Consider the following 25,918-nt stretch of genomic DNA (forward strand, 5'->3'; position numbering starts at 1 on the left):
AAAAGCCGGCATGCATGCCGGCTTTTTATTTTGCTATATTTTTTATAGCTTTTCGCGCTTTATCCATCAGCGCCAGAGGCCGAAATGCCTCTATCTCAGAAGGGCATCTTGGGCATGCCGCCCCCGCCCAGGCCCTTCATGCCGCCCATCTTCTTCATCATCTTCATCAGGCCGCCGCCCTTCATCTTCTTCATCATGCCCTGCATCTGCTCGAACTCCTTGAGCAAGCGGTTGACTTCCTGCACATGCACGCCCGCGCCGTTGGCGATGCGTTTCTTGCGCGTGGCCTTGATGAGGTCGGGCTTGCGCCGCTCCAGCGGCGTCATGCTCTGGATGATGCCCTCCTTGCGCTTGATGTCCTTCTCGGCCTTGTCCATGTCCATGGCGCCGGCCTTGGCGGTGAGCTGGGACGGGAGCTTGTCCATGAGGCTGGAAAGCCCGCCCATCTGCTTCATCTGCTGGATCTGGGAAAGAAAGTCGTTCAGGTCGAAGCCGTCACCGCTCTTGACCTTGGCCGCCAGCTTTTGCGCCGCCTCCATGTCCACGCCCGCCGTGACCTGCTCCACCAGCGCCACGATGTCGCCCATGCCCAGGATGCGGCCCGCGTGGCGCTCGGCATCGAACACCTCCAGGCCGTCGAGCTTCTCGGACACGCCCGCGAACTTGATCGGCGCGCCCGTGATCTGCCGCACCGACAGCGCCGCACCGCCGCGCGAATCGCCATCGAGCTTGGTGAGCACGATGCCGGTGAGCGGCAGCGCCTCCTTGAAGGCCTTGGCCGTGTTGATCGCATCCTGGCCCTGCATGGCATCGACCACGAACAGGGTCTCGACCGGGTTCAGCGCCGCATGCAGGTCCTTGATTTCCTTCATCAGGGCTTCATCGATGGCCAGGCGGCCAGCGGTATCGACCAGCAGCACATCGAAGTAGTGCTTCTTGGCGTAATCGAGCGCGGCGTGCGCGATATCGAGCGGCTTCTGGTCCGGCGTACTCGGGAACCACTCCGCACCGGCCTGCTTCGTCACCGTCTTGAGCTGTTCGATGGCCGCCGGGCGGTACACGTCGCCCGAGACGGTGAGCACCTTCTTCTTGCGTTTTTCGATCAGGTGCTTGGCCAGCTTGGCCGTGGTGGTGGTCTTGCCCGCCCCCTGCAGGCCGGCCATCAGGATCACGGCCGGCGGCTGCGCAGCCAAGTTGATGTCGGCCACGCCTTCGCCCATGGTGGCGGCGAGTTCGCGGTTGACGATGCTCACCAGCGTCTGGCCCGGCTTGAGCGAGCCCAGCACCTCCTGGCCCAGAGCCTTTTCCTTGACGCGCGCGATGAAGTCGCGCACCACGGGCAGGGCCACGTCGGCCTCGAGCAGGGCCATGCGCACCTCGCGCAGCATGTCCGTGACGTTGGACTCGGTGATGCGGGCCTGGCCACGCATCTCCTTGACGAGGCGCGTGAGTTTGTCGGTAAGGGCGGAGGCCATAGGAGAAGTTCCGGTATTGCCTGCGCGCCATCAACGCTGTCGTTGTGCACGCGGGCCCGCCAGGGCGCTGGCGGTGGGGCGAAAGGCTAAACTGTACCCATGATTTTACCCAGTGCTTCCCCCGTCAGCTGGCTGCTGGCCCTGGCCGCGGCCGTGGCATACGCCGTGCCCGCCGCAGCCGCCTCGCGGCTGGGGGCCGCGGCAGCACGCAATGCGCTGCTGGTCGCCTGGATACTGCATGGCGCGGTGCTGGTGTGGGGGCTTTGGGGCGAGGCGCCGCGCTTTGGCTTTGCCCCGGCCCTGTCGATGACAGCCTGGCTCGTGCTCACGGTGTATGCGGTGGAACGGCAGCTGTTTCCGCAGATGCAGGCCCGGTGGATCCTGGCCGCGCTCGGCGCCATCGCCGTGGTGCTGGCCTTGGTTTTCCCGGGCCAGCCCCTGCATGTCGCGGCCTCCGCCTGGCTGCCCCTGCACCTGGCGCTGGGCATCGCCTGCTACGGCCTCTTTGGCGCCGCCGTGGTGCATGCATGGCTCATGACCCGCGCCGAGCGCCATATCCGGCAGGCCGAAGATCCGCACAGCGGCATTCCGTTGCTGACCCTCGAACGCCTGACCTTTCGCTTCGTGACCGCGGGCTTCATCCTGCTGACCGCAACCCTGCTGGCGGGCTGGCTGTTTGGCGACACGCTGTATGGAAGGGCCTGGCGGTGGGACCACAAGGCCGTGTTCTCCCTGCTGTCCTGGCTCACGTTCGCCACCCTTCTGGTGGGGCGTGCGCGCTTCGGGTGGCGGGGCCGCAATGCGGTGCGCGTGCTGTACGCAGGCTCGGCGTTGCTGCTGCTGGCCTACGTGGGATCCCGCTTTGTCATGGAAGTCGTTCTGGGCCGCAACGCATGAAATACCTGGTCTTGCTGGTGGTGCTGGTCGTTGCCATCGGTATCTGGCGCGGACGCCGCGCGACCGGCGCGGAGTCTTCCAGCCCCCCGCACCTGGCGCTTCCGCAAGACATGCTTGCCTGTGCCCACTGCGGCGTTCACGTTCCCCAGGCCGAAGCGCTGATGGTCGGCCCCCAGGCCTACTGCTGCGCCGAGCACCGGCGCTTGGGCCCGGCCTGAGACCGGCCATGCCAGCGCTGTCCGCCAGCACCTTCACATCCGTGGTCGAGGCGCCGTTCGTGCGGCTGTGGCGGGGATTCCTGACCGGCCGCGTCATGGTGGCACTGGCTCTCCTCGTGCTGCAAGGTGCGGGTCAGGCCATCAACCAGGCCACGGAGCCGGCCGTGCTGGTGGTGTGTGCGCTGTATCTCGCGGCCACCACGTTGCTGCGCATCCTGGCAAGGCACCGCCCGCCGTCGCCGGGGGCCGGCCCGCAATGGCTGCCCTCCATCGGGGTGGACCTCGCCGCCATCGCCGCGCTGCAATTGCTGCATGCGGGCACCATGAACTACACCCCCCTGTTTGGCCTGCCCATCCTGATGGCGGCCGTGCTGGGGACCCTGACCCTGGCACTGGGCACCACGGCGGGCGTCACGCTGCTGCTGCTGGGCTGGGCCTGGTGGATGGGCTCCGGCACCGCGGGCGACGATGCGCCGCGCTACCTGCAAAGCGCGCTGACTGGCACGGGCTACTTCATCGTGAGCTACCTCGTGCACCAGCTCGCGACCCGCCTGGCCCGCGAGCAGGAAGTGGCGCAGCAGAGCCAGGTCGCCGCCCGGGTGCAGACCCAGGTCAGCGCGCTGGTCATCCAGAACCTCACCGACGGGGTGCTGGTGGTGGACGAAAGCGATGTGGTGCGCATTGCCAATCCCGCCGGGCTCCAGCTTCTCGGCGGCTCGGCCCTGCCCGAACTGCCCTTCATCCTGTCGTCCGAGACGCCCTGGAACCCGCTGGTCACCCTGGCACGGAGGACTTTCCGCCAGGAACATTCCCAGACCGCGGACGTGGACCTGCTCCATCCGGGACAGAGCCCCACCGGACTGCATGTGCGCACCTGGCTGACCTCGACGCGCGAAGCCGCGCGCCAGGCGCAGACCGAGCGCCTGTGCGTGATGTTCCTGCACGATCTGCGGGAGATGGAAGCCCGGCTGCGCACGGAAAAGCTCGCCGCCATGGGCCGCATGTCCGCCGCCGTGGCGCATGAGATCCGCAACCCGCTGGCCGCCATCGTGCAGGCCAACGCCCTGCTCGAGGAAGACCTGCACGACCCCGCCCAGAAACGCCTGGCGCGCATGGTGCAGCAGAATGCGGACCGCCTGGCCCGCATCGCCGAAGAGGTGCTGGACATCGCCCGCGTGCAGCACCAGATCAGCCACGCGCCGGCATCCACCTTGCCGCTGGATGAAACCGTGGCGCTGGTCTGGAATGACTGGCAGGCGCAGGACCCCCTGCAGCGCCGCGCGGTGGTGATGCTCGAAGCGGGCAATACCCAGGTGGAATTCGACACGGAGCATCTGCGCCGCGTGCTCGTGAACCTGCTGGACAATGCGCTGCGCTACATGGGCCAGGAGCCCGATTCGCTCACGGTGACCACCCGGGCCCTGCCGTCGGGACAGATCAGCCTGCAAGTCTGGAGCGACGGCGCCCCCATGGACAAATCGGTGGAGCGCCACCTGTTCGAGCCCTTCTTTTCATCCGAAAGCCGCTCCAGCGGCCTGGGCCTGTATATTTGCCGCGAGCTGTGCCAGCGCCATGGGGCGTCCATCAGCTACCAGCGGCTTACCCGCACCACCCTGCGGGGCGAGGTGGGAGGCAACGCCTTCACCGTGGGCTTTCGCCGCACCACACGCCCCACCGAAGCCGCCACGCTGTTTGACACCATCGTGGTCTGAAACGCATTGCCATGAACGCCCCTGCCGCCTCCATCCTCGTCGTGGACGACGAACCCGACCTGCGCACCTTGTACGAGCTGACGCTGCTGCGCGAAGGCTATCGTGTGGAGACTGCGTCCAGCGTGCAGGAGGCACGCGAGCAGCTCAAGGCCCACCGGTTCGATGCCGTCATCACCGACATGCGCCTGCCCGACGGGTTCGGCATGGAACTGCTGCAGGACCTGCGTGACCAGCAGCGCCGCGAACGCTGCGTGGTCATGACGGCCTACGGGTCGGCCGAGAACGCCGTGGAAGCCCTGCGCTCCGGCGCGTTCGACTACATGACCAAGCCGGTGGACCTCAAGCAGTTCCGATCGGTTGTCGCCTCCGCGGTGCAGGGCACGGGTGGTGTCCCCGCGCCCCGGGCCGCGCGCAGCGGTGGAGTGCAAGGCCGGCCGGCGCCGGCCGGCGCGGATCCCCTGGCGGCGGGCACCGCCCTGGACCGGCTGGTGGGCACCTCCGAGGCGATCCGCAACGTCAAGCAGCGGGTGGCCAAGGTCGCGCGCGGCATGGCGCCCGTGCTGATTCACGGTGAATCAGGCACGGGCAAGGAACTGGTGGCGCAGGCCCTGCATGCCAGCAGCCAGCGCGCGGATGGCCCGCTGGTGGCCGTGAACTGTGGTGCCATTCCCGAGAACCTGCTCGAGGCGGAGTTCTTCGGCGCCCGCAAGGGCTCCTACACCGGCGCCGCCCAGGATCGCGACGGCTACTTTCAGGCGGCCCGTGGCGGCACGCTGTTTCTCGACGAGATCGGCGACCTGCCCCTGGCCATGCAGTCAAAATTGCTGCGTGCGATCCAGGAGCGCAGCGTGCGGCCCCTGGGCTCGACGCAGGAGGAGACGGTGGATGTGCGCATCGTCAGCGCCACGCACCGCGACCTGGCCGCCGATGTGCAATCGGGCCGCTTCCGGCAGGATCTGTACTACCGGCTCAACGTGATCGAGATCCTGATCCCCCCTCTGCGCGAGCGGCGCGAAGACCTGCCTGTGCTGTGCGCCGCGCTGCTCTCACGCATCGCGCAGGAATCGGGCATGCCGGTCCCCCCGCTGACCGACAGCGCGCTCCACGCCATCGCCGCGCACCCGCTGACCGGCAACGTCCGGGAGCTTGAAAACCTGCTGCACCGGGCCGTGGCGCTCAGCGATGGGGAAGAGCTGCATGTGGACGGGCCCTCGGGGGGAGCCGCCGAGTCCCCGAGGACACGGGCGGCGCCGGCGCCCGCGATGCCGTCCCCCGCCGACCCGCAGAGCGCCTACCCGGCCGCGCCGCCGCCCGGCGCGGGCAGCCTGGTGACGCTGCCCAGCGATCTTCAGGCATGGCTTGACCAGCAGGAGCGCGACATCCTGATCCGCGCCCTGCGCGAGGCGGGCTTCAACCGGACCGCCACCGCCGCCCGGCTGGGCATCAGCCTGCGCCAGATACGCTACAGGATCGCCCGGCTGAACATCGCCGTGCCCAACGACCAGGACCCGCATGACGACGTGGGCTGAGGAGGCAGCGCCGGCGGACCCACCGCCGTGGGACGGCGGCTGGCACCGCGCGGCCACGAGGCTCCCATCCCCCAACCATGGCACGCGCCCGGCAGCGGCCAGGTCCGCCATCGACCTGATCGTGGTGCATTCCATCAGCCTGCCGCCGGGCGAGTACGGGGGGGGTGCAGTGCAACAGCTGTTCACCAACACCCTGGACTGGGATGCCCATCCCTACTACCAGAGCATCCGCGGACTGGCGGTGTCGTCGCATTTCTTCATCGAGCGCACCGGTGCGCTCTGGCAGTTCGTGGATTGTGATCTGCGGGCCTGGCACGCAGGCCAGTCGGCCTACCGCGGGCGCAGCCAGTGCAATGACGACTCGATCGGCATCGAGCTGGAGGGCCTGGAGGGCCTGGCGTTCGAACCCGCCCAGTACCGGACGCTGGCCACGCTCTGCCAGGACATCGCGCGGCGCTATCCCATCGCGCACATTGCGGGACATGAGCACATAGCGCCCGGGCGCAAGCAGGATCCCGGCCCCGGCTTCGACTGGGTGAAGGTACAAAAGGCGTTGCGCTGGCCGCCGCACCGTTTTCCCGCGGCGACCCGGCCCGCCAGCTGAACGCGCTGTCGCAGCGCCGCGTCACAGCAACTTTTTCTTTGTGCAACCGCACAAAGCCGCATCGCCAAGCTCCACGCGGCCTCGCGAAGAAAAACCGCCCGAATCGCCCGCCGCGGCGCGGATTCGCTGCTGCTTTTTCGGTGGGACAAGGGATTCCAGCGGGGTCATCGCAAGAACTCGCAGCATTGAAAACATGCTGTTTCCCTTTTCCCAGGGGTTTGGGGCGGTACACTACCGGTAGTGTCTTGAATGCACCTGACACACCATATATAGTGTGCGGCAGACAGAAGTCCGGCCCATCACTCACACCTTGCGGCGGCTTCACGCCCCGCGCCACACATCCCAGACAGCCCACAGAAGAGGACACCCATGCAAGCTGCTTTGACTACGCCTTCCACCACCCACGCCAACCCAGCGCAAGCTCCGGCTTCGCAGCCCGCGCCAACGTCGGCGGCCAACTCGCTGGCGCACTACCAGATCATCCGCCGCAACGGGGCGGTGGTGCCGTTTGAGCCGCAAAAGATCGCGGTGGCGATGATGAAGGCCTTCCTGGCGGTGCATGGCACACAAGGCGCCGCGTCCGCCAGCGTGCGCGAAGTCGTGGACACCCTGACCCAGAATGTCACCCGCGCCCTGGTGCGGTCGCGCCCCGGAGGCGGCACCTTTCATATTGAAGATGTGCAGGACCAGGTGGAACTCGGACTGATGCGTGGCGGCCACCATGAGATTGCCCGCGCCTACGTGCTGTACCGCGAGCGCCGCACCCAGGAGCGTGCACGCCAGGTCGAGCAGCAGGCTCCGTCCGCCCCCGCTCCGCTGCTCCACGTGCTGGACGGCGGAGAACGCGTTGCGCTCGACCTCCACCGGCTGCAGGCATTGATCGAGTCGGCCTGCGTGAATCTTGGCGCGGACGTCAGCGCAGACCCCATCGTTGCCGAAACCATGCGCAACCTGTACGACGGCGTTCCCATGGACGAGGTCTACAAGGCCTCCATCCTGGCGGCACGCACGCTCATCGAAAAAGACCCCGACTACACCTACGCCACCGCCCGCCTGCTGCTGCACACGATCGTGCGCGAAGTCCTGGGCCGCGAGGTGACCCAGAGCGCGATGGGACAAGCCTATATCGACTACTTCCCCGAATTCATCAAGAAGGGCGTGGAAAACGAGCTGCTGGACGAGCGCCTGCTGCAATATGACCTGCAGCGCCTGGGCGCCGCCCTGCAGGCGGACCGCGACCTGAAGTTCGACTACCTCGGACTGCAGACCCTGTACGACCGTTACTTCCTGCACGTCAAAAAGACGCGCATCGAGTTGCCCCAGGCTTTCTTCATGCGCGTGGCCATGGGCCTGGCCCTCAACGAAGTCGACCGCGAAGCCCGCGCCATCGAGTTCTATGAAGTGCTCTCGTCGTTCGACTTCATGTCCAGCACGCCCACGCTGTTCAACAGCGGCACGCTGCGCTCGCAGCTGTCTTCGTGCTACCTGACCACGGTGCCCGACGACCTGGACGGCATCTACGAGTCGATCAAGGAAAACGCCCTGCTGTCCAAGTTCGCGGGCGGCCTGGGCAACGACTGGACCCGGGTGCGCGCGCTGGGCAGCCACATCAAGGGCACCAACGGCGAATCGCAAGGCGTGGTGCCTTTCCTCAAGGTCGTCAACGACACGGCCGTGGCCGTGAACCAGGGCGGCAAGCGCAAGGGCGCTGTCTGCACCTACCTGGAATCCTGGCACCTCGACATCGAAGAATTCCTGGAACTACGCAAGAACACGGGCGACGACCGCCGCCGTACGCACGACATGAACACGGCGAACTGGATTCCCGACCTGTTCATGCGCCGCGTGATGGAAAAGGGCACCTGGACCCTGTTCTCCCCTTCCAACGTGCCCGACCTGCACGACCTCTTCGGCGCCGACTTCGAGAAAGCCTACGTGGCCTACGAGGAAAAGGCCGCGCGCGGCGAGATCAAGCCTTCCAAGACGGTGCAGGCCACCGACATGTGGCGCAAGATGCTGACCATGCTGTTCGAGACCGGCCACCCCTGGATCACGTTCAAGGACGCCTGCAACGTGCGCTCGCCCCAGCAGCACGCCGGCGTGGTGCACTCGTCCAACCTGTGCACCGAGATCACGCTGAACACCAGCGACACCGAGACCGCCGTGTGCAACCTCGGCTCGGTCAACCTGCTGCAGCATCTGAAGGACGGCCAGATCGACCATGACAAGCTCAAGAGGACCATCAAGGTCGCCATGCGCATGCTCGACAACGTGATCGACATCAACTACTACGCCGTCAAGAAGGCGCGCGACTCCAACCTGCGCCATCGCCCGGTGGGCCTGGGGGTGATGGCGTTCCAGGACAGCCTGTATGAGCTGCGCATTCCCTACGCGTCGCAAGAGGCCGTGGAGTTCGCCGACAAGTCGATGGAAGCCATCTGCTACTACGCCTACTGGGCCTCCACCGAACTGGCACGGGAACGCGGCCAGTACTCCAGCTACAAGGGCTCGCTGTGGGACCGCGGCATCCTCCCGTTCGACACGCTGGACATGCTGTCGGATGCCCGGGGCGGGTATGTGGAAGTGGACCGCTCTTCCACCCTGGACTGGGACGCCCTGCGCAAGAAGATCGCACAGGACGGCATGCGCAACTCGAATTGCGTGGCCATCGCGCCCACCGCGACCATCTCCAACATCATCGGCGTGGATGCATCGATCGAGCCCTCGTTCGGCAACCTGTCCGTGAAGTCCAACCTGTCGGGCGAATTCACCGTCATCAACGGCGGCCTGGTGCGCGACCTCAAGCGCCTGGGACTGTGGGATGACGTGATGATCATGGATCTCAAGCATTTCAAGGGCTCCCTGCACCCCATCGATCGCGTGCCGCCAGACATCAAGGCGCTGTATTCGACCGCCTTCGAGGTGGAGCCCCACTGGCTGGTGGAGGCCGCATCGCGCCGCCAGAAATGGATCGACCAGGCGCAGAGCCTGAACATCTACATGGCTGGCGCATCGGGCAAGAAGCTTGACGACACCTACAAGCTGGCCTGGGTGCGCGGTCTGAAGACCACCTACTACCTGCGCACGCAGAGCGCCACGCACGTCGAGATGAGCACCGTGAACACGCGCCAGCTCAACGCGGTTTCGTCCGGCAACGACGGCGGTGCGCCACAGGCCTCCGCGTCCCCGCAGGCCAAGCCCAGCGCGCTGGAAGCCGCCGCGGCAGCGGCCGCCGAGCAGGCCGCCGCGCTGCCCGCCACGGACATCAAGTTCTGCGCAATCGACGATCCAACCTGCGAAGCCTGCCAATAAGGACTTCGCGCGCAACGCCTCGACACATCCGAGGCGTTGCGCATGTGCTGTGAAGCAACAAATCGTTGCCACACAACGCTTCAGTGCTTTTCTTTTCGCAGCACTGCTTTCATAATCCGAACACTGGAAAATCTATGTTGACCTGGGACGAAGAAGTCAAGCCCTCATCGCAAAATCAACTGGACGGCGGTCTGCAAAACAACCGCCCGGCGGGGCAACCGCCTCTGTCTTTTCAGTCCCCCTCGCTGCACCCCGTTGCTGCGACCGCAACGGCCGCGGCCGGCCCGCAAGTGGCGGAGTCCACTGCAGTGCATCGGCGCGTCAATGCCGCCGACAAGCGCATCATCAACGGCCAGACCGACGTCAACCAGCTGGTCCCGTTCAAGTACAAGTGGGCGTGGGAAAAGTACCTCGCCACCTGCGCCAACCACTGGATGCCGCAGGAAGTGAACATGACGCGCGACATCGCGTTGTGGAAGGACCCGAACGGCCTGACCGATGACGAGCGCCGCATCATCAAGCGCAATCTCGGCTTCTTCGTGACCGCCGACTCGCTGGCCGCCAACAACATCGTGCTGGGCACCTACCGCCACATCACGGCGCCCGAGTGCCGCCAGTTCCTGCTGCGCCAGGCCTTTGAAGAAGCCATCCACACGCACGCCTACCAGTACATCGTGGAGTCGCTCGGACTGGACGAGTCCGAGATCTTCAACGCCTACAACGAAGTCCAGTCGATCCGTGACAAGGACCAGTTCCTGATCCCTTTCATCGAAGCGATCATGGACCCCAACTTCCACACCGGCACCCCCGAAAACGACCAGACGCTGCTCAAGTCGCTGATCGTTTTCGCCTGCCTGATGGAAGGCCTGTTCTTCTATGTCGGCTTCACGCAGATCCTGGCGCTGGGCCGGCAAAACAAGATGACCGGCGCTGCCGAGCAATACCAGTACATCCTGCGCGACGAGTCGATGCACTGCAACTTCGGCATCGACCTGATCAACCAGCTCAAGCTCGAGAACCCGCACCTCTGGACCGCCGAATTCAAGGCCGAGATCAAGGCGCTGTTCCTCAAGGCGGTCGAGCTGGAATACCGCTACGCCGAAGACACCATGCCCCGCGGCGTGCTGGGCATGAACGCGTCCATGTTCAAGGGCTACCTGCGCTACATCGCCAATCGCCGTGCCACGCAGATCGGACTGGAAACGCTGTTCCCCAACGAAGAGAACCCGTTCCCGTGGATGAGCGAGATGATTGACCTCAAGAAGGAACGCAACTTCTTCGAGACCCGGGTTATTGAATACCAGTCCGGTGGTGCGCTGTCCTGGGACTAGCGCCTTTCGCATCACACCACCATGGATTTTTACACCACGCCCCACACAGACAGCGCCGCAGAGCGTTGCCGTGCGGGGCGTTCCCGTGTTCATGGCGATGGGGGTTTTCTCCATCGCCATGGATCGCTTCGTGTCCACTGCAGACACGAAGTGCTCTTTGCAAATTGACCCAAGGAGAACATGATGGCAACTGCGAAAAAAACGGCCGCCAAGAAGGCAGCCCCAGCGAAAAAGGCCGCATCGGCAAAGCCCGTAGCGGCAAAGAAGGCTGCACCGGCCAAGAAAGCCGCTCCCGCCAAGAAGGCAGTAGCAGCGAAGAAGGCTGCACCTGCCAAGAAGGCAGCAGCACCAGCCAAGAAGGCCGCTCCCGCCAAGAAGGCAGTAGCAGCGAAGAAGGCTGCGCCTGCCAAGAAGGCAGCAGCACCAGCCAAGAAGGCCGCTCCCGCCAAGAAGGCAGTAGCAGCGAAGAAGGCTGCGCCTGCCAAGAAGGCAGCAGCACCAGCCAAGAAGGCCGCTCCCGCCAAGAAGGCAGTAGCAGCAAAGAAGGCTGCGCCTGCCAAGAAGGCAGCAGCACCAGCCAAGAAGGCCGCTCCCGCCAAGAAGGCAGCAGCAGCAAAGAAGGCTGCACCCGCCAAGGCCGCCCCCGCGAAGAAAGCTGCACCGGCCAAGAAGGCCCCCAAGGCGCCTGCCCCCGCGGCCGCTCCTGCAGCACAGACGACCCTGAACCCTCAGGCAGCCTGGCCCTTCCCTACGGGCAACAAGCCGTAATCAGCACGTATTACGCGCTCAACCCGGTGCCGTTGCACCGGGTTTTTTTATGCCTGCCGAGACACGCGCTTCGGGCAAAGCGGCATCTCGAACCGAAGCCGCCCCCACCCGCCTGCCCCGCAGGCACCGCACCCTCACGCGGGGGTGAAATCCAGCGTGTAGTTCTGCGGGCCGCGCTGCGCAATCTTGAGGGCCCCGACCCGGTTGCCCAATTCGGCACAGCGGGCCAACGGCCAGCCCTTTTCCAGGCCGAACAACAGCGCGCCACGCCAGGCATCGCCACAACCCGTGGGCTCGACCACGGCGGCCGGCTTCGCGGCCGGCACATGCTCGCGCTCGCCGTCAATCCAGACTTCGCAGCCTTCCGCAGCCAGGGTCACGACCAGCCCGCGCACGCGCCGGGAGATGTCGGCCAGGCTCCAGCCCGTGCGCTGCGAGAGCATTTTCCCCTCGTAGTCGTTGACCACCACCCAGCTGGCAAGATCCACGAAATGCGCAAGCTCCTTGCCGTCGAACATGGGCAGGCCCTGGCCAGGATCGAACACAAAGGGAATATCCGCCGCCTTGAATTGCTCTGCATGCTGCAGCATCGCCTCACGCCCGTCGGGTGCGACGATGCCAAGGCGGATGTCTCCGCGCGCGGCAACGCGCGTGATGTGCGCCTGCTGCATCGCCCCGGGATGGAAAGCCGTGATCTGGTTGTTGTCACGGTCGTTCATGATCATGGCCTGGGCCGTGAAGCTGTCGTCCACTTGCCGCACAAATTCGGTGCTGATGCCCAGCGTTCGCAGCCGCTGCAAGTAGTCCGCTCCGTCGCTTCCCAATGTCGCCATGGGCAATGGTTCGCCGCCCAGCAGCTTGAGGCTGTACGCGATGTTGCCCGCGCACCCCCCGAAATCACGGCGCAACGAAGGCACCAGGAAAGAGACATTCAGGATGTGCAGCTGGTCCGGCAGTATCTGCTCGGCGAAGCGGCCCTCGAAGGTCATGATGGTGTCGAATGCCAGGGAACCGCAAATAAGGGCAGCCATATCAGAAAAGTAGGTTGGTAGAAATCAGTATCAGGGATAGAACGCCAGCAGCCGATAGCCGGCCACACGCGCCCCGCCAGTGGTCACGATCACCGACACCGAGGCGCTCCATTCACCGCGCGCCGGCAGCTCCATCGGAGCCCCCAGATCGGCCGGCAGCAGGACACGCCGGAGAACGGGCTGGTCCTGCGCGTCCGTCAGGGTCAGCTCCACGGCGGGCATGGCCAGGGGTATCGAGGCCTTGCTCTTCATGGCCAGGGCCAGCTGATAGCTGTCACCCCGGGCCTTGTTGAAGGAGGAGCTGTCGATGACCACATCCGCAATCTGGCGTTGCGGCGCAATCTGGCATTGCAACGGAACGCACAACGCCATCAACCATGGCCTTGTGCGCGGATCCATCGCCGCCACGCGGTCACGCTCCTGAATGGCGACCTGCAGCGCGAGCGCCGCGACCGACAACAACAGCACGAGGGCAAGCCCCACGCGCACCATCGGCTTGCGCCAGAACGCCTTTCGCCGCGCCGCGACGACAAAGCTGACCTCCTGCCCAGCATCCACTCCCTCGTCTTCGTCGTCATCCAGGTCTGGCGCATCCCGGGGCGAATTGCGCGAGGGCGCCAGCAAGACGGCTGCGGGAGAACGGTCCTCCACGAGCGCCAAGGCTTCCGGCCCGGGCACCACGGACTCCCGCACAAACTCCACTGGCGGCAGGGGCTCTGCGGTGCCCTCCGGCGCGGCGGGTGCCACCTCGAAGCCACCGTCATCCTCCGGCGCGGAGGCGGCCGCCGGTTTCACAGGCAACTCGAGCGCTGGATAGCCCATGTCGGTCAGGGCCGCTGGCGAAACCGGTTCAGGCTCCTCCTCGGGGTCTCGCAACGCGGCGTACGGCAATTCATACCCGCCCGGCACGGACTCAACGGCCACATCCGGCCGTGCGGCAGGCAAGGGATCCGAGACCACGGCGGCGGGAGGCGGCACCGGAGCCGGTGCCGCGCCATCGGGACTGCCAGGCGACGAAGAATCTTCCGGACGCCACGCAAATCGCGTCAGGCGCGCCATGCGGGCGTCCTCGCCGTCAGCCACCTCCCCGCTTGCCGCGGCAAGAAAGGCAGGCACCGCCGGCTGAGGGACATCCAGGACAGGGGTCGCGGGCAATTGCGGAAGCGCGGCCGGCGCGGGCCCGCTTGCCGGCGACACCGCCGGAGACGGTGAAGCAGGCGGTGGAGAGAAAGGCTCGCCCCATGCGCGCTCGGCATCCGCCCTGCGCGCCACGGGCACCGGCGGCGGACGCACGTCGGTCAAGGACACATCCGGCAAAAGCGCGGGAGGGGCCGCTGGCAGCAGATGCGCCGACGCATCGAAAACCTCTTTGCATTGGCCGCAGCGCACCCATCCTTCGGAGATGCGCAATTGGTCTGCCACCACCTTGAAGGAGGTAAGACAGGACGGGCAGCGAGTGATCTGGCTCATCAGCGATGGATTGTAGATAGCGGCGCACGCAACCCCGCCGAGCGTGTGGCTCTGCCTACGCCGCCTCGTCGCGCCGTGCGGTCATCAGGATCCAGCCGTCCTCCAGGTCGGCCACCTCGAGCCGAACCCAGGGTGCATAGGCTTCTTTCAGCTCATCGGCCTGGCGCTCCAGGATGCCCGCCAGCACCAGGTGCCCGCCCGGCATCACATGCCCGCACAGGAGGGGCGCGAGCACCCGCAAGGGGGTGGCAAGTATGTTCGCCAGCACGGTCTGGTATGCGCCCCGGGCCTTGTCGGGCAAGCCGGCATGCAGCTGCACCTCATTGGCTTGCGCGTTCAGCGCCGTGGATTCCACGGCGGCAGGATCGATATCCACCGCATCAATGTCCGTGGCGCCAAACTTCGCCGCGCCAATCGCCAGGATGCCGGAGCCGCAGCCATAGTCCAGAACCCGGCCCAGCGGATTGCCCATGGACGACTCGGTGGCACCGTTGCGGGCAATCCAGCGCAGGCACATGCGTGTCGTGGGATGGGTGCCGGTGCCGAAGGCCAGGCCCGGGTCCAGCCGGATGCTGCGCTTCGCCTGCGCCGGCAGTTCATGCCAGGTGGGAACGATCCAGAAGTCCGGGGTGATGTCCACGGGTGCGAACTGCGATTGCGTCAGGCGCACCCAGTCCTGGTCGGCCACCTGGGACACACCCAGGACCTGGCAGCCGGCAAAGAAGTCCTGCACGGCCAGCAGCTGCTGCGCATCGCGCGCAGCCCCTTCGGAGGGGAAGAGCGCCGTCACCCGGCTGCGCTGCCAGCCATCCTTGGGCGGCGGCATGCCAGGCTCGCCGAACAGGGCCTGTTCGGCATCGGTCTGCGCATCGGCATCCTCCACCGACACGCTCAGTGCATCCAGTGCATCCAGGGCATCGCTGACCGCTTCGATCCGGTCCTCGGGGCACATCAGGCTCAGCTCAAACATAGGCGCCTCTCAGAAAAAATGAAATGCTGGCACCCGTCGCCAGGAGCCAGCATGCGAATGACCGTGCGCAGCCGCAATCTCAGCGCTTGTGCTGCGACAGCCACTCTTCCAGATAGTGGATGTTGGTGCCGCCGGCCATGAACTTGGCGTCCACCATCAGCTCGCGGTGCAGCGGCACGTTGGTGTTGATGCCTTCGATCACGGTCTCGTTCAGCGCCGTGCGCATGCGGGCCAGGGCCTGCTCGCGCGTGTCGCCGTGCACGATGATCTTGCCGATCATCGAGTCGTAGTTGGGCGGCACGAAGTAGTTGGTGTACGCATGTGAATCCACGCGCACGCCGGGGCCGCCCGGTGGGTGCCAGGTGGTGATGCGCCCGGGCGAGGGGATGAACTTGTAGGGGTCTTCCGCATTGATCCGGCACTCGATGGCATGGCCCCGGATCTCGATCTGGCGCTGGGTGAACGGCAGCTTCTCGCCCGCGGCGACCATGATCTGCGTCTTCACGATGTCCACGCCGGTGATCCACTCGGTCACGGGGTGCTCGACCTGCACGCGCGTGTTCATCTCGATGAAGTAGAACTCGCCGTTCTCATACAGGAACTCGAACGTGCCCGCGCCGCGGTAGCCGATCTTCTTGCAGGCCGCCACGCAGCGCTCGCCGATCTTTTCGATCAGCTTGCGGGGGATGCCGGGTGCCGGCGCCTCTTCGATGACCTTCTGGTGGCGGCGCTGCATGGAGCAATCGCGCTCGCCCAGGTAGACCGCGTTGCGGTGCTTGTCGGCCAGGATCTGGATCTCGATGTGGCGCGGGTTCTGGAGGAACTTCTCCATGTACACCGCAGGATTGCCGAAGGCGGCGCCCGCTTCGGCCTTGGTCATCTGCACGGCATTGACCAGGGCGGCTTCGGTGTGCACCACGCGCATGCCGCGGCCACCGCCGCCGCCGGCGGCCTTGATGATCACGGGGTAGCCCACGGCCTTGGCGATGCGGCGGATCTGCACCGGGTCATCGGGCAACTCGCCCTCGGAGCCGGGCACGCAGGGCACGCCCGCGCGGATCATGGCCTGCTTGGCCGAGACCTTGTCGCCCATGATGCGGATGGACTCGGGCGTGGGGCCGATGAACTGGAACCCACTCTTTTCCACGCGCTCGGCGAAGTCCGCGTTCTCGGACAGGAAGCCGTAGCCGGGGTGGATGGCCTCGGCATCGGTCACCTCGGCGGCCGAGATGATGGCGGGCATGTTGAGGTAGGACAGCGGGGACGGGGCGGGGCCGATGCACACCGCTTCTTCCGCCAGCTTGACGTACTTGGCGTCGCGGTCGGCCTCGGAGTAGACCATCACCGCCTTCACGCCCAGCTCATGGCAGGCGCGCTGGATGCGCAGCGCGATTTCGCCGCGATTGGCAACAAGAATCTTCTTGAACATGAGCGCCTTATTCGATCACGAACAGCGGCTGTCCGTATTCCACGGCCTGGCCGTTTTCGCCCAGGATGCGGGTGACCGTGCCCGACTTGTCGGCCTCGATCTCGTTGAGGATCTTCATCGCCTCGATGATGCAGATGGTCTCGCCTTCCTTGACCTGGCTGCCCACTTCGACAAAAGCCTTCGCGCCGGGGCTGGAGGAGCGGTAGAACGTACCGACCATGGGCGACTTGACGATGTGGCCCGCAGGGGCTGCGGGTGCGGAAGGCGCAGGCAGCTCGGCCACCTGCGCGGCGGCGGGTGCGGGGGCGGCAGGCGCCTGCACCGGGGCGGGCACATACTGCTGAACCACGCCCCCCACGCTCTTGACGATGCGGACTTTGCCCTCGGCCTCCGTGATTTCGAGTTCGGATACGTTCGACTCGGACACGAGATCGATGAGGGTTTTGAGTTTTCGCAGATCCATGGGAGCTCCAACGGCTATAAAACTGAATAGGGCGCGAATTTACTCCAATTTCGGCCTATCACCGTCTTCCACGGGTATTTTTCATGAACTACATCATGCCAATAACCCCCGGATATCCCAGCGGAACCGCCAGACGGCCGGTGCGAGGGGTCAGCGCAAGGCGGCCCAGCGCTGCAGGTCCTGCGGGGTGATCTGCCCCATTTTACGATGCAGGACACGGCCGCTGCCGCCCAGGACCACGGTGAACGGCAAACCTCCCGTGAGATTGCCCAGCGATCTGCCCAGGTCCGTGCCGCCCAGGCCGGCCAGCCCCACAGGGAATTCCAGCGGGATGCGCTGCAGGAATTTGCGCACGGCGGACGGCTGGTCGATGGCCAATCCAAGAACTTGCCATCCGTTCGCTCCATGTTCGCGGTAGAAGGCATTGAGCATGGGAAGCTCCTCCACGCAAGGCGGGCACCACGTCGCCCAGAAGTTCAGCAACAAGGGTTTGCCGGCCAGCGACTTGAGCGCCACCGAGCCGCCTTCCGGTTTTTCGAATTCCATGGTCCAGAGCGCTTGCTCGGCCCCCTGCTCCATCGCGTGGGGCTGGAATTTCCACCAGGCCAGGCCCGCGCCGCCCAGCGCGGCGGCGCCCGCCACACCCGCATAGAGCAGGCGCCTGCGGGAGGCTGCGGGCGCAGTGCCAGGGACGGGGGCCGCAGAGGCAGGGTGATCGGAAGAAGGTGTCGTCATGGGGCTGGGGTTTCCTGGAGCAGGCGCCGTACGGCGGTCATGTCGCCCCGCGGCACACGTCCCTTCGCGTCCGGGCGCAAGGCGCCGCGCAGGTCGTCAAGGTCATAGATCAGCAGGTGCACCCCGATCATCTCATTGAGTTCGGGGGATTTGCTGCCCAGGCTCAATGCTTCGACCGACTCGCCATGGAAACCGGTCACCGTGCGCGGTTCATAGTCGACGTGGTGGTCGATCAGGGCTATTTCTGCCGATTTCGGGTCATCGCAGAACAATTGCAGATAAATATCGGACAACCGCGTGGCCGTTCCATGCCAGACCGCGCCCGCCAGATGGGGGCGGAAGGCCGCCATGCGCTCCATCCACACCAGGGCGAGCTGGCGCAGCGCCCGCAACTCGCGCGGCTGGGTGTCGGCACAGAAAAGCTGGATGTACTCCCGCACCGCGGCCTCGACCTGGTCGTTGTCCGGCAGGGCGGTGCGGGCGGGCAGCCCCATCTGGCGCAGCGCCCGGCGCTTGGCCGGGCCCCATTCAAGCCCTTCCTCCACCACCAGCCGGGCCGTGGTGTGGGCGATTTCGTCGCTCAAAGGTGTGTGCATGGCAGTGGGAAGGCAGCAAGGAACGAAACCGCATTGTGGCCCGAACCGCCCACCAGGACTACGGGTTGACCCTAGTCCCCACTCCGGCCACACCCGCATTTACTATATTTTTCATAGCTTCTTGCGCTTGCCAGCCAAGCGCTGGAGCCCCGTTTTCTGTTGAACCTTAGAATCTGCGCCCATGCATATACACATACTGGGCATTTGCGGCACGTTCATGGGAGGCCTCGCCGCACTCGCACGCGAGGCGGGCCACAAGGTGACGGGCTGCGATGCGGGGGTCTATCCGCCGATGAGCGACCAGCTCCGCGCGCTGGGCATCGACCTGATCGAAGGGTTCGGCGCCGACCAGCTTGCCCTGCAGCCCGATGTGTTTGTGGTCGGCAACGTGGTCAGCCGGGTTCGGCAGCCCGATGGATCGCCCAAGTTTCCCCTGATGGAAGCCATCCTGGACGCCGGCCTGCCCTACACCAGCGGCCCCCAGTGGCTGGCCGAACAGGTGCTGCAAGGCCGCCACGTGCTCGCGGTCGCGGGCACCCATGGCAAGACGACGACAACCTCGATGCTGGCCTGGATCCTGGAAAGCGCGGGCCAGCAGCCGGGCTTTCTGATTGGCGGCGTACCCCTCAATTTCGGGTTGTCGGCCCGGCTGGGCGCACCCCGGCGCCCGGTGCCCGCGCCCTCGCCACTCGGTGCGGCGCCGCTGTTCGTGATCGAGGCGGACGAATACGACACCGCGTTCTTCGACAAGCGCAGCAAATTCGTGCACTACCGGCCCCGCACCGCCGTGCTGAACAACCTGGAGTTCGACCACGCGGACATCTTTGACGACCTGGGAGCCATCGAGCGGCAGTTCCACCACCTCGTGCGCACCGTGCCCCCGTCGGGCCGGGTGGTCGTCAACGGCCTCGAGGAAAGCCTCGCCCGCGTGCTGCACACGGGTTGCTGGAGCGAGGTGGCCAGCTTTGGGGAGGCCGTCAGCGACTTTTCGGCCGAGGGCGATCCCCAGGCGTTTGATGTGCTGCACCAGGGACGCAAGGTGGCCCGGGTGGAGTGGGCGCTGACCGGCGTGCACAACCAGCTCAACGCGCTGGCGGCCATTGCCGCCGCGCACCATGTGGGCGTCAGCCCCCAGCAGGCGGCCACGGCACTGGCGGCCTTCCAGAATGTGAAGCGGCGCATGGAGCTGCGCGGGACCGTGCACGGGATTGCCGTGTATGACGACTTCGCGCACCACCCCACCGCCCTGAGAACCACCCTGGACGGCCTGCGCCGCAGCCTGGGCCACGGCGTGCGCATCCTCGCGGTGTTCGAGCCCCGCAGCAACACCATGAAGCTGGGCGCGATGAAGGCGCAGTTGCCGTGGGCGCTGGAACCCGCCGATCTCGCGTTCTGCCACACGGCCGGGCTGGACTGGGATGCGGCCGAAGCCCTCGCCCCCCTGGGCGTGGGCCCCGGCCTGCGGGCACAGACTGCCGGCGACATCGCCACCCTGGTGCAGCAAGTCACCGCGGCAGCCCGCCCGGGTGACCACATCGTGTGCATGAGCAACGGCGGATTTGGCGGAATCCATGCGAAGCTGCTGGATTCGCTACAAAATAAATAGCTGCCTGCGCTTGTATGACAAGCGCCAGGACCCTGTTTTATTCAAAAGGGTCAGAACGACACGGCCATGCCCGGCACGTCCACGCGCACCACCGGCTTGGCCAGGGCGGCGCTGGCGGCCCGCGCAAAGTCGCGTGACCATGCCGGATCGGCCAGGAGCGAGGCCCCTGCCGCGCGTGCGACGGTAAGCACCTTGTCGGCCAGCAGCACCTTGCCGCTGGCGCGCAGGGGTTCGCAATCGAGCGCGGTGAACTGGTCGTCGAGCCAGCGCCTTCCGGCCTCATGGCCCATGGGCTCGGCGCCCTCCAGATCGAAACGGAATTCCTGGTTTCCGGCCAGATGGACCGACACTTCGCTGTGCATGATGGTTTGCCTTTCTTCTGAAGCCGTGGTGCTTCCCGTGCGTCATCGCGCGGGCCGCCACAGGCTTGCAGTTTAGGGCCTCCCGCCTGCGGCGCGGACCATCGGCCGGTCCGCCGTCAACGCGCGCGGCGCGCCTTGACCGCGTCGGACAGCTCGGCGAGCGACACCAGCGAGTCATCCCACCCCAGGCAGGCGTCCGTGATGCTCTTGCCGTACTCCAGCGCGCCGGGCTGGTCCTTGCCGGGCGAGAACTTCTGGGCACCGGCGATGAGATGGCTTTCGATCATGAGACCGAACACGCTGCGCGATCCGCCGGCAAGCTGCGCCGCGATGTCGCGTGCCACGTCCAGCTGCTTTTCATGCTGCTTGCTGCTGTTGGCATGGCTGCAGTCCACCATCAGCGTCGCGGGCAGCTTGGCGGCCTCGAGGTCCTTGCAGGCAGCGGCCACGCTGGCGGCGTCATAGTTGGGAGCCTTGCCACCCCGCAGGATCACATGGCAGTCCTTGTTGCCCTTGGTGTTGACGATGGCCACCTGGCCGTTCTTGTGCACCGACAGGAAGTGGTGGCCCCGGCTGGCCGACTGGATGGCATCGGTGGCGATGCGGATGTTGCCGTCCGTGCCGTTCTTGAAGCCAATGGGCGCCGAGATGCCGGACGCCAGTTCGCGGTGCACCTGGCTCTCGGTGGTGCGGGCACCGATCGCGCCCCAGCTGATGAGATCGCCGATGTACTGGGGCGAGATCACGTCCAGGAACTCGCTGCCCGCCGGCATGCCCAGTCGGTTGATGTCGATCAGCAACTGCCGCGCGATGCGCAGCCCTTCGTCGATGCGGTAGGTCTCATCGAGGTAGGGATCGTTGATGAGGCCCTTCCACCCCACCGTGGTGCGCGGCTTCTCGAAGTACACGCGCATCACGATTTCCAGGGTGTCGGCGTACTGCGCGCGCACGGCCATCAGGCGGCGTGCATATTCCAGGGCAGCGGCCGGATCGTGGATGGAACACGGCCCGATGACGACCAGCAGGCGGTCGTCCTTGCCCGCCATGATGTTGTGGATGTTCTTGCGGGTCTGGGTGATCAGCGTCTCGACCGGCGTGCCGCGGATCGGGAAAAAGCGGATCAGGTGCTCTGGAGGAGGCAACACGGTGATGTCCTTGATACGTTCGTCGTCGGTCTGGCTGGTTTTCTCGACGCTGCGGTACCAGGCATCGCTGGTGGGGGTGGTAGGGGCCGTCATGGTTGCTTCCTCGTGGAGTCAGTTGAAGTGGATGGAAAAACGGGAGGGCGGAAAAACAAAAACCGCCGGGCTTTGCAGCGTCGGCGGTTGGTATGGGAAGGTTGTGTCAGCTTGCGCGTTTTCCTCTCATCCGCCGGGGACCGAGATAAAAAACCAAAAATAAAACGCGCTGCGAACTTGCATGGCGACCAATGTAGCACAGGAGTGCGGCAAGTTTGGTGTGTTGCGATGGCGCTACAGCGCTGGTAGTCCGGATGCCTACCAGGCATCCACTTCCCTCCCCCTGATTCACCGCCTCCAGCAACGAAACCAAGCGCGCAAACGCTGCAGAGCTGACAGCTTACGCGGCGGCGCCGGATCCTGCTGGTCACTGAGGGGATCGCTCTGGTGCTCATACATGTCGATGAGCAGCAGTGCCTCGCCCAGCGTGCGCCAGGCCAAAAGCTCAAACTGGTCGAAGCTTGCACTCTCCTTCGGGCTACGGCGCTCCAGCATCTGCTGCCAGTCCGTGATCGCGTTGCGCAGCTCACGCAGCGCGCGCTGGTAGGCCTCAAACTCGTACAACGCCTGCCAGGCCGATCCCAGTCCCGTCAGGAACAGCCAGTGCTCGCGAGCGCAATGCGACAAAGCCAGCACTCGCCGGGTAATGACAGTGGTATCGGTGCTGGTGCGGCGGGTGCGCACCGCCTCGTCGATCTGCGTTGAGAGCGCACTCAAGCTATCACGCAACTGGCGAGATTCCTCGTCAGCCACGCCTTCACGCAGAAAGCGGCTGATGTCTCCAAATGATTGAAGGGTCAATAGCTGACTGGGGCGCGTAGCGGGCATAGATCCATTGTCCGCCATGTAGCCGATCACTCGCCGACTCGTTTGGCACTGGACTGTCTTAGCAAATTCGGGCACCGCCGGTGAGGTGCGGGCAAAAGCTCGGACCAGTCTTCCGGGATTAACCATCATTTCGGCAACTACCCTTGGGGCGTATTGCTCATCCAATTTCTCACAGTTATCCCCTGCGGGCGTACTTCTGTCCTTGAGGGCATGATCTTGCAAAAAGCACCCCCACCCTTTCATCCAAGAAATCGACCAGGCGCTGGAGGGTTGTAGCAAGTGGCCATCATTGTCATCGCCACTGTGGCGTGGGCCTGACCGATTTGCGGATGAGCTTGCCTCCCATGTGGCGCATCTGCGCAAAGGGGTGCTCCACCCGGGGGTCGGGTCTTCGCGGTGCGTTTGCTGCGCCCCTTCTTGCATTCGCTGAGCGCCTGGCCTGCCTTGGCCTTGCGCTGGATACGCTCTTTGTAGCCCCTGGGCCTTGGGCATCTGGCTGCGCTGTGCGCTGGGGGCGCCGCGGTCAGCATACAGATCGCGGCTGGTGTTGTGCTCATCGAGCACTTCATCGAAGTGCGCGCTGTCATGTTCGCAAACCGTGCCAGTGGTGATTTTTGCGGATAAATTTGTGGCGCATATCCACGCTGATCCTCTCAGCTTAAAGCCGTGGTAGCCCTTGCCATGCTTCTTGGTGTGGGAGCATCCAGATCTTTTAGCCTGCGCTTGGCCTCGCTCCAGTCGCTGGGGATGTTGCCTTGCTCAAGCTGGGTCTTGTCTTCTTTGGTGAAGTGCTGGATGGGTGCGGGCACTAGCGTGGCGTCGATGATCTGCCCGCAGCGAACCAAGTAGCCGCGCTGCAGCAGTTGGCCGTCCAACGCCTGAAACAGTGCTGTCACTCCGTCGCCGCCCAAGCGCTGCTGGTGGTGCCAGAGGGTGTTGCGATCAGAGATCGTTGGCACTGTTGGCGAACAGGCAAAAGCGCTGATGCTCATGCGGTCAAGCAACTCGTACTCCATCTGCTCATCGCTGAGGTTCTACAAACACTTCAGGATCAGGCTGCGCACCATGACCGCCGTGGGGCATGCGGGATGCCCCCCGGCGGGCGTCCCCCTCTGGGCAGCAGTTCATCAATGACCTGCGTGAGGTGGTCAAAGTCGATTTGCCGGGCGATGACCTGCAGTGGATCGCCCAAGTCTGGATCTTTTTCTTGCGCGCAGCATCTGCAAAGAGGTCCATCTGAAGGGCTCTGTGCGCTTGTATTTTGGGTTTGCTCATGCGGCGATTGTCGCGTTGGCTGGTGTGGTCTCGGACAGGGGGTTTTAGAGATTCCCTTATTCAGGACATCCCCGGGACTACGACTACCCTTAACTGCAAACCGTGAGCTACCTATTAACAGCTCACAGCACTCCAGCCTCATTCGATGAAATCCACAGTGTTGCACTTCACTTCTGAGTTCACGGAATTTCCCTCTCGCTCACCGAGCTTAAAAACCTCCGTCAAACATCCACGCTTTTACCTTAGTTGGACTGTAAAAGTTGCTGCCGGGGCTAGATCTTGCCATTGTCCCAAAAATTGGGGCGTTGAGGGGAAAGTAAGAATCCGTTAAAAAATTAACACTCCCATGCTGCACGACCACAGCACCAGAGGGTTTTTCTTGAATGAGTTCTCCTCGCATTTTAGTCCAATGCCGCCCTGAGACTACAAACCCTTGCATTGTCAACCGAACCCAGTAGTACTCCTCTTGGGCAAGGGTAAAGTCAGCCTCGGTGATATATGAATCCGACGTTGGGTTGTTTGACAAGCAATTGAGGGAAGTACCCCCGGTTACAGTGCTTTGCATACAGCGATTATTGGTCTGATCCCAAGCATATGCAGTTTTATCTCCATTCCACAACTCAAAACCCAGACCATTTGGAGTAATTATTAATCCAGCACCATATTTAAAAAGCCATTGCCTGCTAGGATGTTCAGGCGAATTCAACATCTGCTGGACTGCATTGCCCTGAAAAGGACAAATAGCAGCTTCTCCTGCAAACTCCCCCTGGGTAAATGCCAGTATGCCATGCTCAGTCAGCGGTCTCGAATTATATCCTGGCACCTGCCACTGAAACCTAGCCTGCAGCTGCACAACACCCCCTTGCTCAAGAGTATGCTTTGATTTTTGCATATTATCTGGCTTATACCAATCAAAGTAACAAAAACCATTGACCTGCAAGGCAGGATGAATTACATCATCGGCAATATAAGATTGGATCTGAGCGCCAACGCCACCACAAGCAGCAAGGCTTGCACTCACAATGCCAGAAAATATTTGCTTTATCATTTAGTATAATTTTACAAGAGCGAATTCAAAACGACTTTGTCACACCAATCCAAAGCAAGCCAAGAAGCGATAGGTCAGAGCGGGCACGGGCGCCGCAATCGGACACTCAAGTGAGCGGGAAACGGTTGAGCAATGCCACATGTAATTTCCCTAGCGCTCAAATGTCCAGGCCATTTACCCCATGGCGCGTCCTCTTGAAGCAGTGCATCTTGGTCGCCACCAAGCCTCGTCATTTGCAGCCGCTCCACGTCTTCCAGATTTCCCCCTCTGCCTTTGACAGGCCCGCAGCGCACTATTGCCCACAGACGCTCCCACCAAGCGCTCTTTGCATGGGCTTTCCCTTCTTGCGCGGGAGAATGCGCCCCATTTTTGCGATTGCTGTGTGTAGCCCTTGGCGTCGTACGCCCCGTCGGTACTCACATTGGCTATTTGCTCATCAGGCGGCATTTGCTCCAGAAGTTCGGGCAGCCCCGGCGCATCGCCACGCTGTTGTCTGTGGCCCCAATAGCCCGTATCTCCGGCGTGCTCGCATCAATGCTCAGGTGCACATTGCGCCACTGCCGACTCGGCACTGTGCGTCTTTCGTTTCCACTCCCTTCATCCAGGAACTGGATGCCTATTCCGCCCATCAGTCGGTCCAGCGCTGTGCTGCTGAGTGGCAAGGCTGTCGCACTTACAGTGCCTCTTGGCAGCGGCTGATGACCGTGAAGCCTGAAGCGTTCCAATCAAGCTTGACCTGCGCTAACATGCTCTGCGCCAATTCCAGACTCTGGCGCAATGACATACCAAGCAGACACTCGATGCCCACGCAAAACCGGATGACCGTATCCGTGAAAATTTGCCGGCAGCCCCGTTTATGCTAACAGGTCCGTTCCAACGCATTTCTTTGTCGAACTAAATCGTCAACGCCCCTCGCGTGTTCAGTTCTGCGTTGGACGCAGTCCCATTGGTCGTCTTGTAGCGGGTCTTTGGACCTTTCGATTCACTCATGCCCGAGGTGCCCAGTGCAACGGGGTCGGTT

Annotated in this window: 22 protein-coding genes and 2 pseudogenes; 9 read left to right on the forward strand and 15 right to left on the reverse strand. The window is 64.2% G+C overall.

Annotation, left to right across the window (positions count from 1 at the left end):
- Positions 1 to 95: 95 nt before the first annotated feature.
- Entirely contained in the window at positions 96 to 1,475 is a 1,380-nt protein-coding gene (gene ffh, locus ACAM51_RS08800) for a signal recognition particle protein (RefSeq protein ID WP_218296048.1), read from the reverse strand.
- A 99-nt stretch (positions 1,476 to 1,574) separates the two neighbouring features.
- Here ffh and ACAM51_RS08805 point away from each other — a divergent pair, with 99 nt between their 5' ends.
- Genes ACAM51_RS08805 through ampD form a run of 5 tightly spaced genes read left to right on the forward strand, consistent with a single transcriptional unit; the run spans position 1,575 to position 6,435 of the window.
- Positions 1,575 to 2,372 (forward strand): inner membrane protein YpjD, encoded by a 798-nt coding sequence (locus ACAM51_RS08805; protein ID WP_218339681.1) that lies wholly within the window; start codon positions 1,575 to 1,577, stop codon positions 2,370 to 2,372.
- The gene (locus ACAM51_RS08810) at positions 2,369 to 2,590 is read left to right on the forward strand and encodes a PP0621 family protein (RefSeq protein WP_369643323.1); all 222 of its coding nucleotides are present in this window, start codon (positions 2,369 to 2,371) and stop codon (positions 2,588 to 2,590) included. Before ACAM51_RS08805 ends, ACAM51_RS08810 begins: the two co-directional genes overlap by 4 nt.
- Positions 2,591 to 2,598: 8 nt before the next feature.
- Positions 2,599 to 4,302 carry a nitrogen regulation protein NR(II) gene (locus ACAM51_RS08815; protein ID WP_369643324.1) on the forward strand — a complete coding sequence of 568 codons (1,704 nt, stop codon included), beginning with the start codon at positions 2,599 to 2,601 and terminating at the stop codon, positions 4,300 to 4,302.
- Positions 4,303 to 4,313: 11 nt separating this feature from the next.
- A complete protein-coding gene (locus ACAM51_RS08820; protein WP_369643325.1) occupies positions 4,314 to 5,831 on the forward strand; it encodes a sigma-54-dependent transcriptional regulator in 1,518 nt (505 codons plus the stop codon).
- Positions 5,815 to 6,435 carry a 1,6-anhydro-N-acetylmuramyl-L-alanine amidase AmpD gene (gene ampD, locus ACAM51_RS08825; RefSeq protein WP_369643326.1) on the forward strand — a complete coding sequence of 207 codons (621 nt, stop codon included), beginning with the start codon at positions 5,815 to 5,817 and terminating at the stop codon, positions 6,433 to 6,435. The genes ACAM51_RS08820 and ampD overlap by 17 nt, the downstream gene beginning before the upstream one ends.
- 21 nt (positions 6,436 to 6,456) lie before the next feature.
- Here ampD and ACAM51_RS08830 read toward each other — a convergent pair whose 3' ends face one another.
- A complete protein-coding gene (locus ACAM51_RS08830) occupies positions 6,457 to 6,630 on the reverse strand; it encodes a hypothetical protein (RefSeq protein WP_218296054.1) in 174 nt (57 codons plus the stop codon).
- Positions 6,631 to 6,804: 174 nt separating this feature from the next.
- Between ACAM51_RS08830 and ACAM51_RS08835 the strand changes: the two genes are divergently transcribed.
- The 3 genes from ACAM51_RS08835 to ACAM51_RS08845 all read left to right on the forward strand — a co-directional run bounded on the left by ACAM51_RS08835 (position 6,805) and on the right by ACAM51_RS08845 (position 11,846).
- A complete protein-coding gene (locus ACAM51_RS08835; protein WP_369643327.1) occupies positions 6,805 to 9,747 on the forward strand; it encodes a ribonucleoside-diphosphate reductase subunit alpha in 2,943 nt (980 codons plus the stop codon).
- Between the two features lie 134 nt (positions 9,748 to 9,881).
- The gene (locus tag ACAM51_RS08840; protein WP_369643328.1) at positions 9,882 to 11,078 is read left to right on the forward strand and encodes a ribonucleotide-diphosphate reductase subunit beta; all 1,197 of its coding nucleotides are present in this window, start codon (positions 9,882 to 9,884) and stop codon (positions 11,076 to 11,078) included.
- A 183-nt stretch (positions 11,079 to 11,261) separates the two neighbouring features.
- A complete protein-coding gene (locus ACAM51_RS08845) occupies positions 11,262 to 11,846 on the forward strand; it encodes a histone (RefSeq protein WP_218296057.1) in 585 nt (194 codons plus the stop codon).
- 134 nt (positions 11,847 to 11,980) lie between these two features.
- Here ACAM51_RS08845 and ACAM51_RS08850 read toward each other — a convergent pair whose 3' ends face one another.
- The 7 genes from ACAM51_RS08850 to ACAM51_RS08880 all read right to left on the reverse strand — a co-directional run bounded on the left by ACAM51_RS08850 (position 11,981) and on the right by ACAM51_RS08880 (position 18,540).
- Positions 11,981 to 12,877, reverse strand: a complete 897-nt coding sequence (locus ACAM51_RS08850; RefSeq protein WP_218296058.1) for a carbohydrate kinase family protein — start codon at positions 12,875 to 12,877, stop codon at positions 11,981 to 11,983.
- A gap of 30 nt (positions 12,878 to 12,907) precedes the next feature.
- Positions 12,908 to 14,347: a DUF3426 domain-containing protein gene (locus ACAM51_RS08855; protein ID WP_369643329.1), complete on the reverse strand. Its 1,440-nt coding sequence runs from the start codon at positions 14,345 to 14,347 to the stop codon at positions 12,908 to 12,910.
- Positions 14,348 to 14,402: 55 nt separating this feature from the next.
- Positions 14,403 to 15,317, reverse strand: coding sequence for a 50S ribosomal protein L11 methyltransferase (prmA, locus tag ACAM51_RS08860; RefSeq protein ID WP_369643330.1), 915 nt, complete (start codon positions 15,315 to 15,317; stop codon positions 14,403 to 14,405).
- Between the two features lie 79 nt (positions 15,318 to 15,396).
- Positions 15,397 to 16,746, reverse strand: coding sequence for an acetyl-CoA carboxylase biotin carboxylase subunit (accC, locus tag ACAM51_RS08865; RefSeq protein WP_218296061.1), 1,350 nt, complete (start codon positions 16,744 to 16,746; stop codon positions 15,397 to 15,399).
- A gap of 7 nt (positions 16,747 to 16,753) precedes the next feature.
- Positions 16,754 to 17,209, reverse strand: a complete 456-nt coding sequence (gene accB, locus ACAM51_RS08870) for an acetyl-CoA carboxylase biotin carboxyl carrier protein (protein WP_218296062.1) — start codon at positions 17,207 to 17,209, stop codon at positions 16,754 to 16,756.
- A 150-nt stretch (positions 17,210 to 17,359) separates the two neighbouring features.
- The gene (locus ACAM51_RS08875) at positions 17,360 to 17,944 is read right to left on the reverse strand and encodes a TlpA family protein disulfide reductase (RefSeq protein WP_369643331.1); all 585 of its coding nucleotides are present in this window, start codon (positions 17,942 to 17,944) and stop codon (positions 17,360 to 17,362) included.
- On the reverse strand, positions 17,941 to 18,540 hold the full coding sequence (locus tag ACAM51_RS08880) for a hypothetical protein (RefSeq protein WP_369643332.1): 600 nt from the start codon (positions 18,538 to 18,540) through the stop codon (positions 17,941 to 17,943). Before ACAM51_RS08880 ends, ACAM51_RS08875 begins: the two co-directional genes overlap by 4 nt.
- A 181-nt stretch (positions 18,541 to 18,721) precedes the next feature.
- Between ACAM51_RS08880 and mpl the strand changes: the two genes are divergently transcribed.
- On the forward strand, positions 18,722 to 20,146 hold the full coding sequence (gene mpl, locus ACAM51_RS08885; RefSeq protein ID WP_218296065.1) for a UDP-N-acetylmuramate:L-alanyl-gamma-D-glutamyl-meso-diaminopimelate ligase: 1,425 nt from the start codon (positions 18,722 to 18,724) through the stop codon (positions 20,144 to 20,146).
- Between the two features lie 50 nt (positions 20,147 to 20,196).
- Here mpl and ACAM51_RS08890 read toward each other — a convergent pair whose 3' ends face one another.
- The 6 genes and pseudogenes from ACAM51_RS08890 to ACAM51_RS08915 all read right to left on the reverse strand — a co-directional run.
- Positions 20,197 to 20,508, reverse strand: a complete 312-nt coding sequence (locus ACAM51_RS08890) for a hypothetical protein (protein WP_218296066.1) — start codon at positions 20,506 to 20,508, stop codon at positions 20,197 to 20,199.
- Positions 20,509 to 20,624: 116 nt separating this feature from the next.
- Positions 20,625 to 21,746, reverse strand: a complete 1,122-nt coding sequence (locus ACAM51_RS08895; RefSeq protein WP_218296067.1) for a 3-deoxy-7-phosphoheptulonate synthase — start codon at positions 21,744 to 21,746, stop codon at positions 20,625 to 20,627.
- Positions 21,747 to 22,034: 288 nt separating this feature from the next.
- Positions 22,035 to 22,574: a hypothetical protein gene (locus tag ACAM51_RS08900; protein WP_369643794.1), complete on the reverse strand. Its 540-nt coding sequence runs from the start codon at positions 22,572 to 22,574 to the stop codon at positions 22,035 to 22,037.
- Positions 22,575 to 22,711: 137 nt separating this feature from the next.
- A pseudogene (locus ACAM51_RS08905) lies at positions 22,712 to 23,849 on the reverse strand (IS5 family transposase).
- A 208-nt stretch (positions 23,850 to 24,057) separates the two neighbouring features.
- Positions 24,058 to 24,897 carry a hypothetical protein gene (locus ACAM51_RS08910; RefSeq protein ID WP_369643333.1) on the reverse strand — a complete coding sequence of 280 codons (840 nt, stop codon included), beginning with the start codon at positions 24,895 to 24,897 and terminating at the stop codon, positions 24,058 to 24,060.
- A 160-nt stretch (positions 24,898 to 25,057) separates the two neighbouring features.
- A pseudogene (locus ACAM51_RS08915) lies at positions 25,058 to 25,887 on the reverse strand (IS5 family transposase); the annotation flags it as partial.
- Positions 25,888 to 25,918 lie beyond the last annotated feature (31 nt).

The sequence above is a fragment of the Acidovorax sp. A79 genome (assembly GCF_041154505.1).
Classification (GTDB): Bacteria; Pseudomonadota; Gammaproteobacteria; order Burkholderiales; family Burkholderiaceae_C; genus Acidovorax.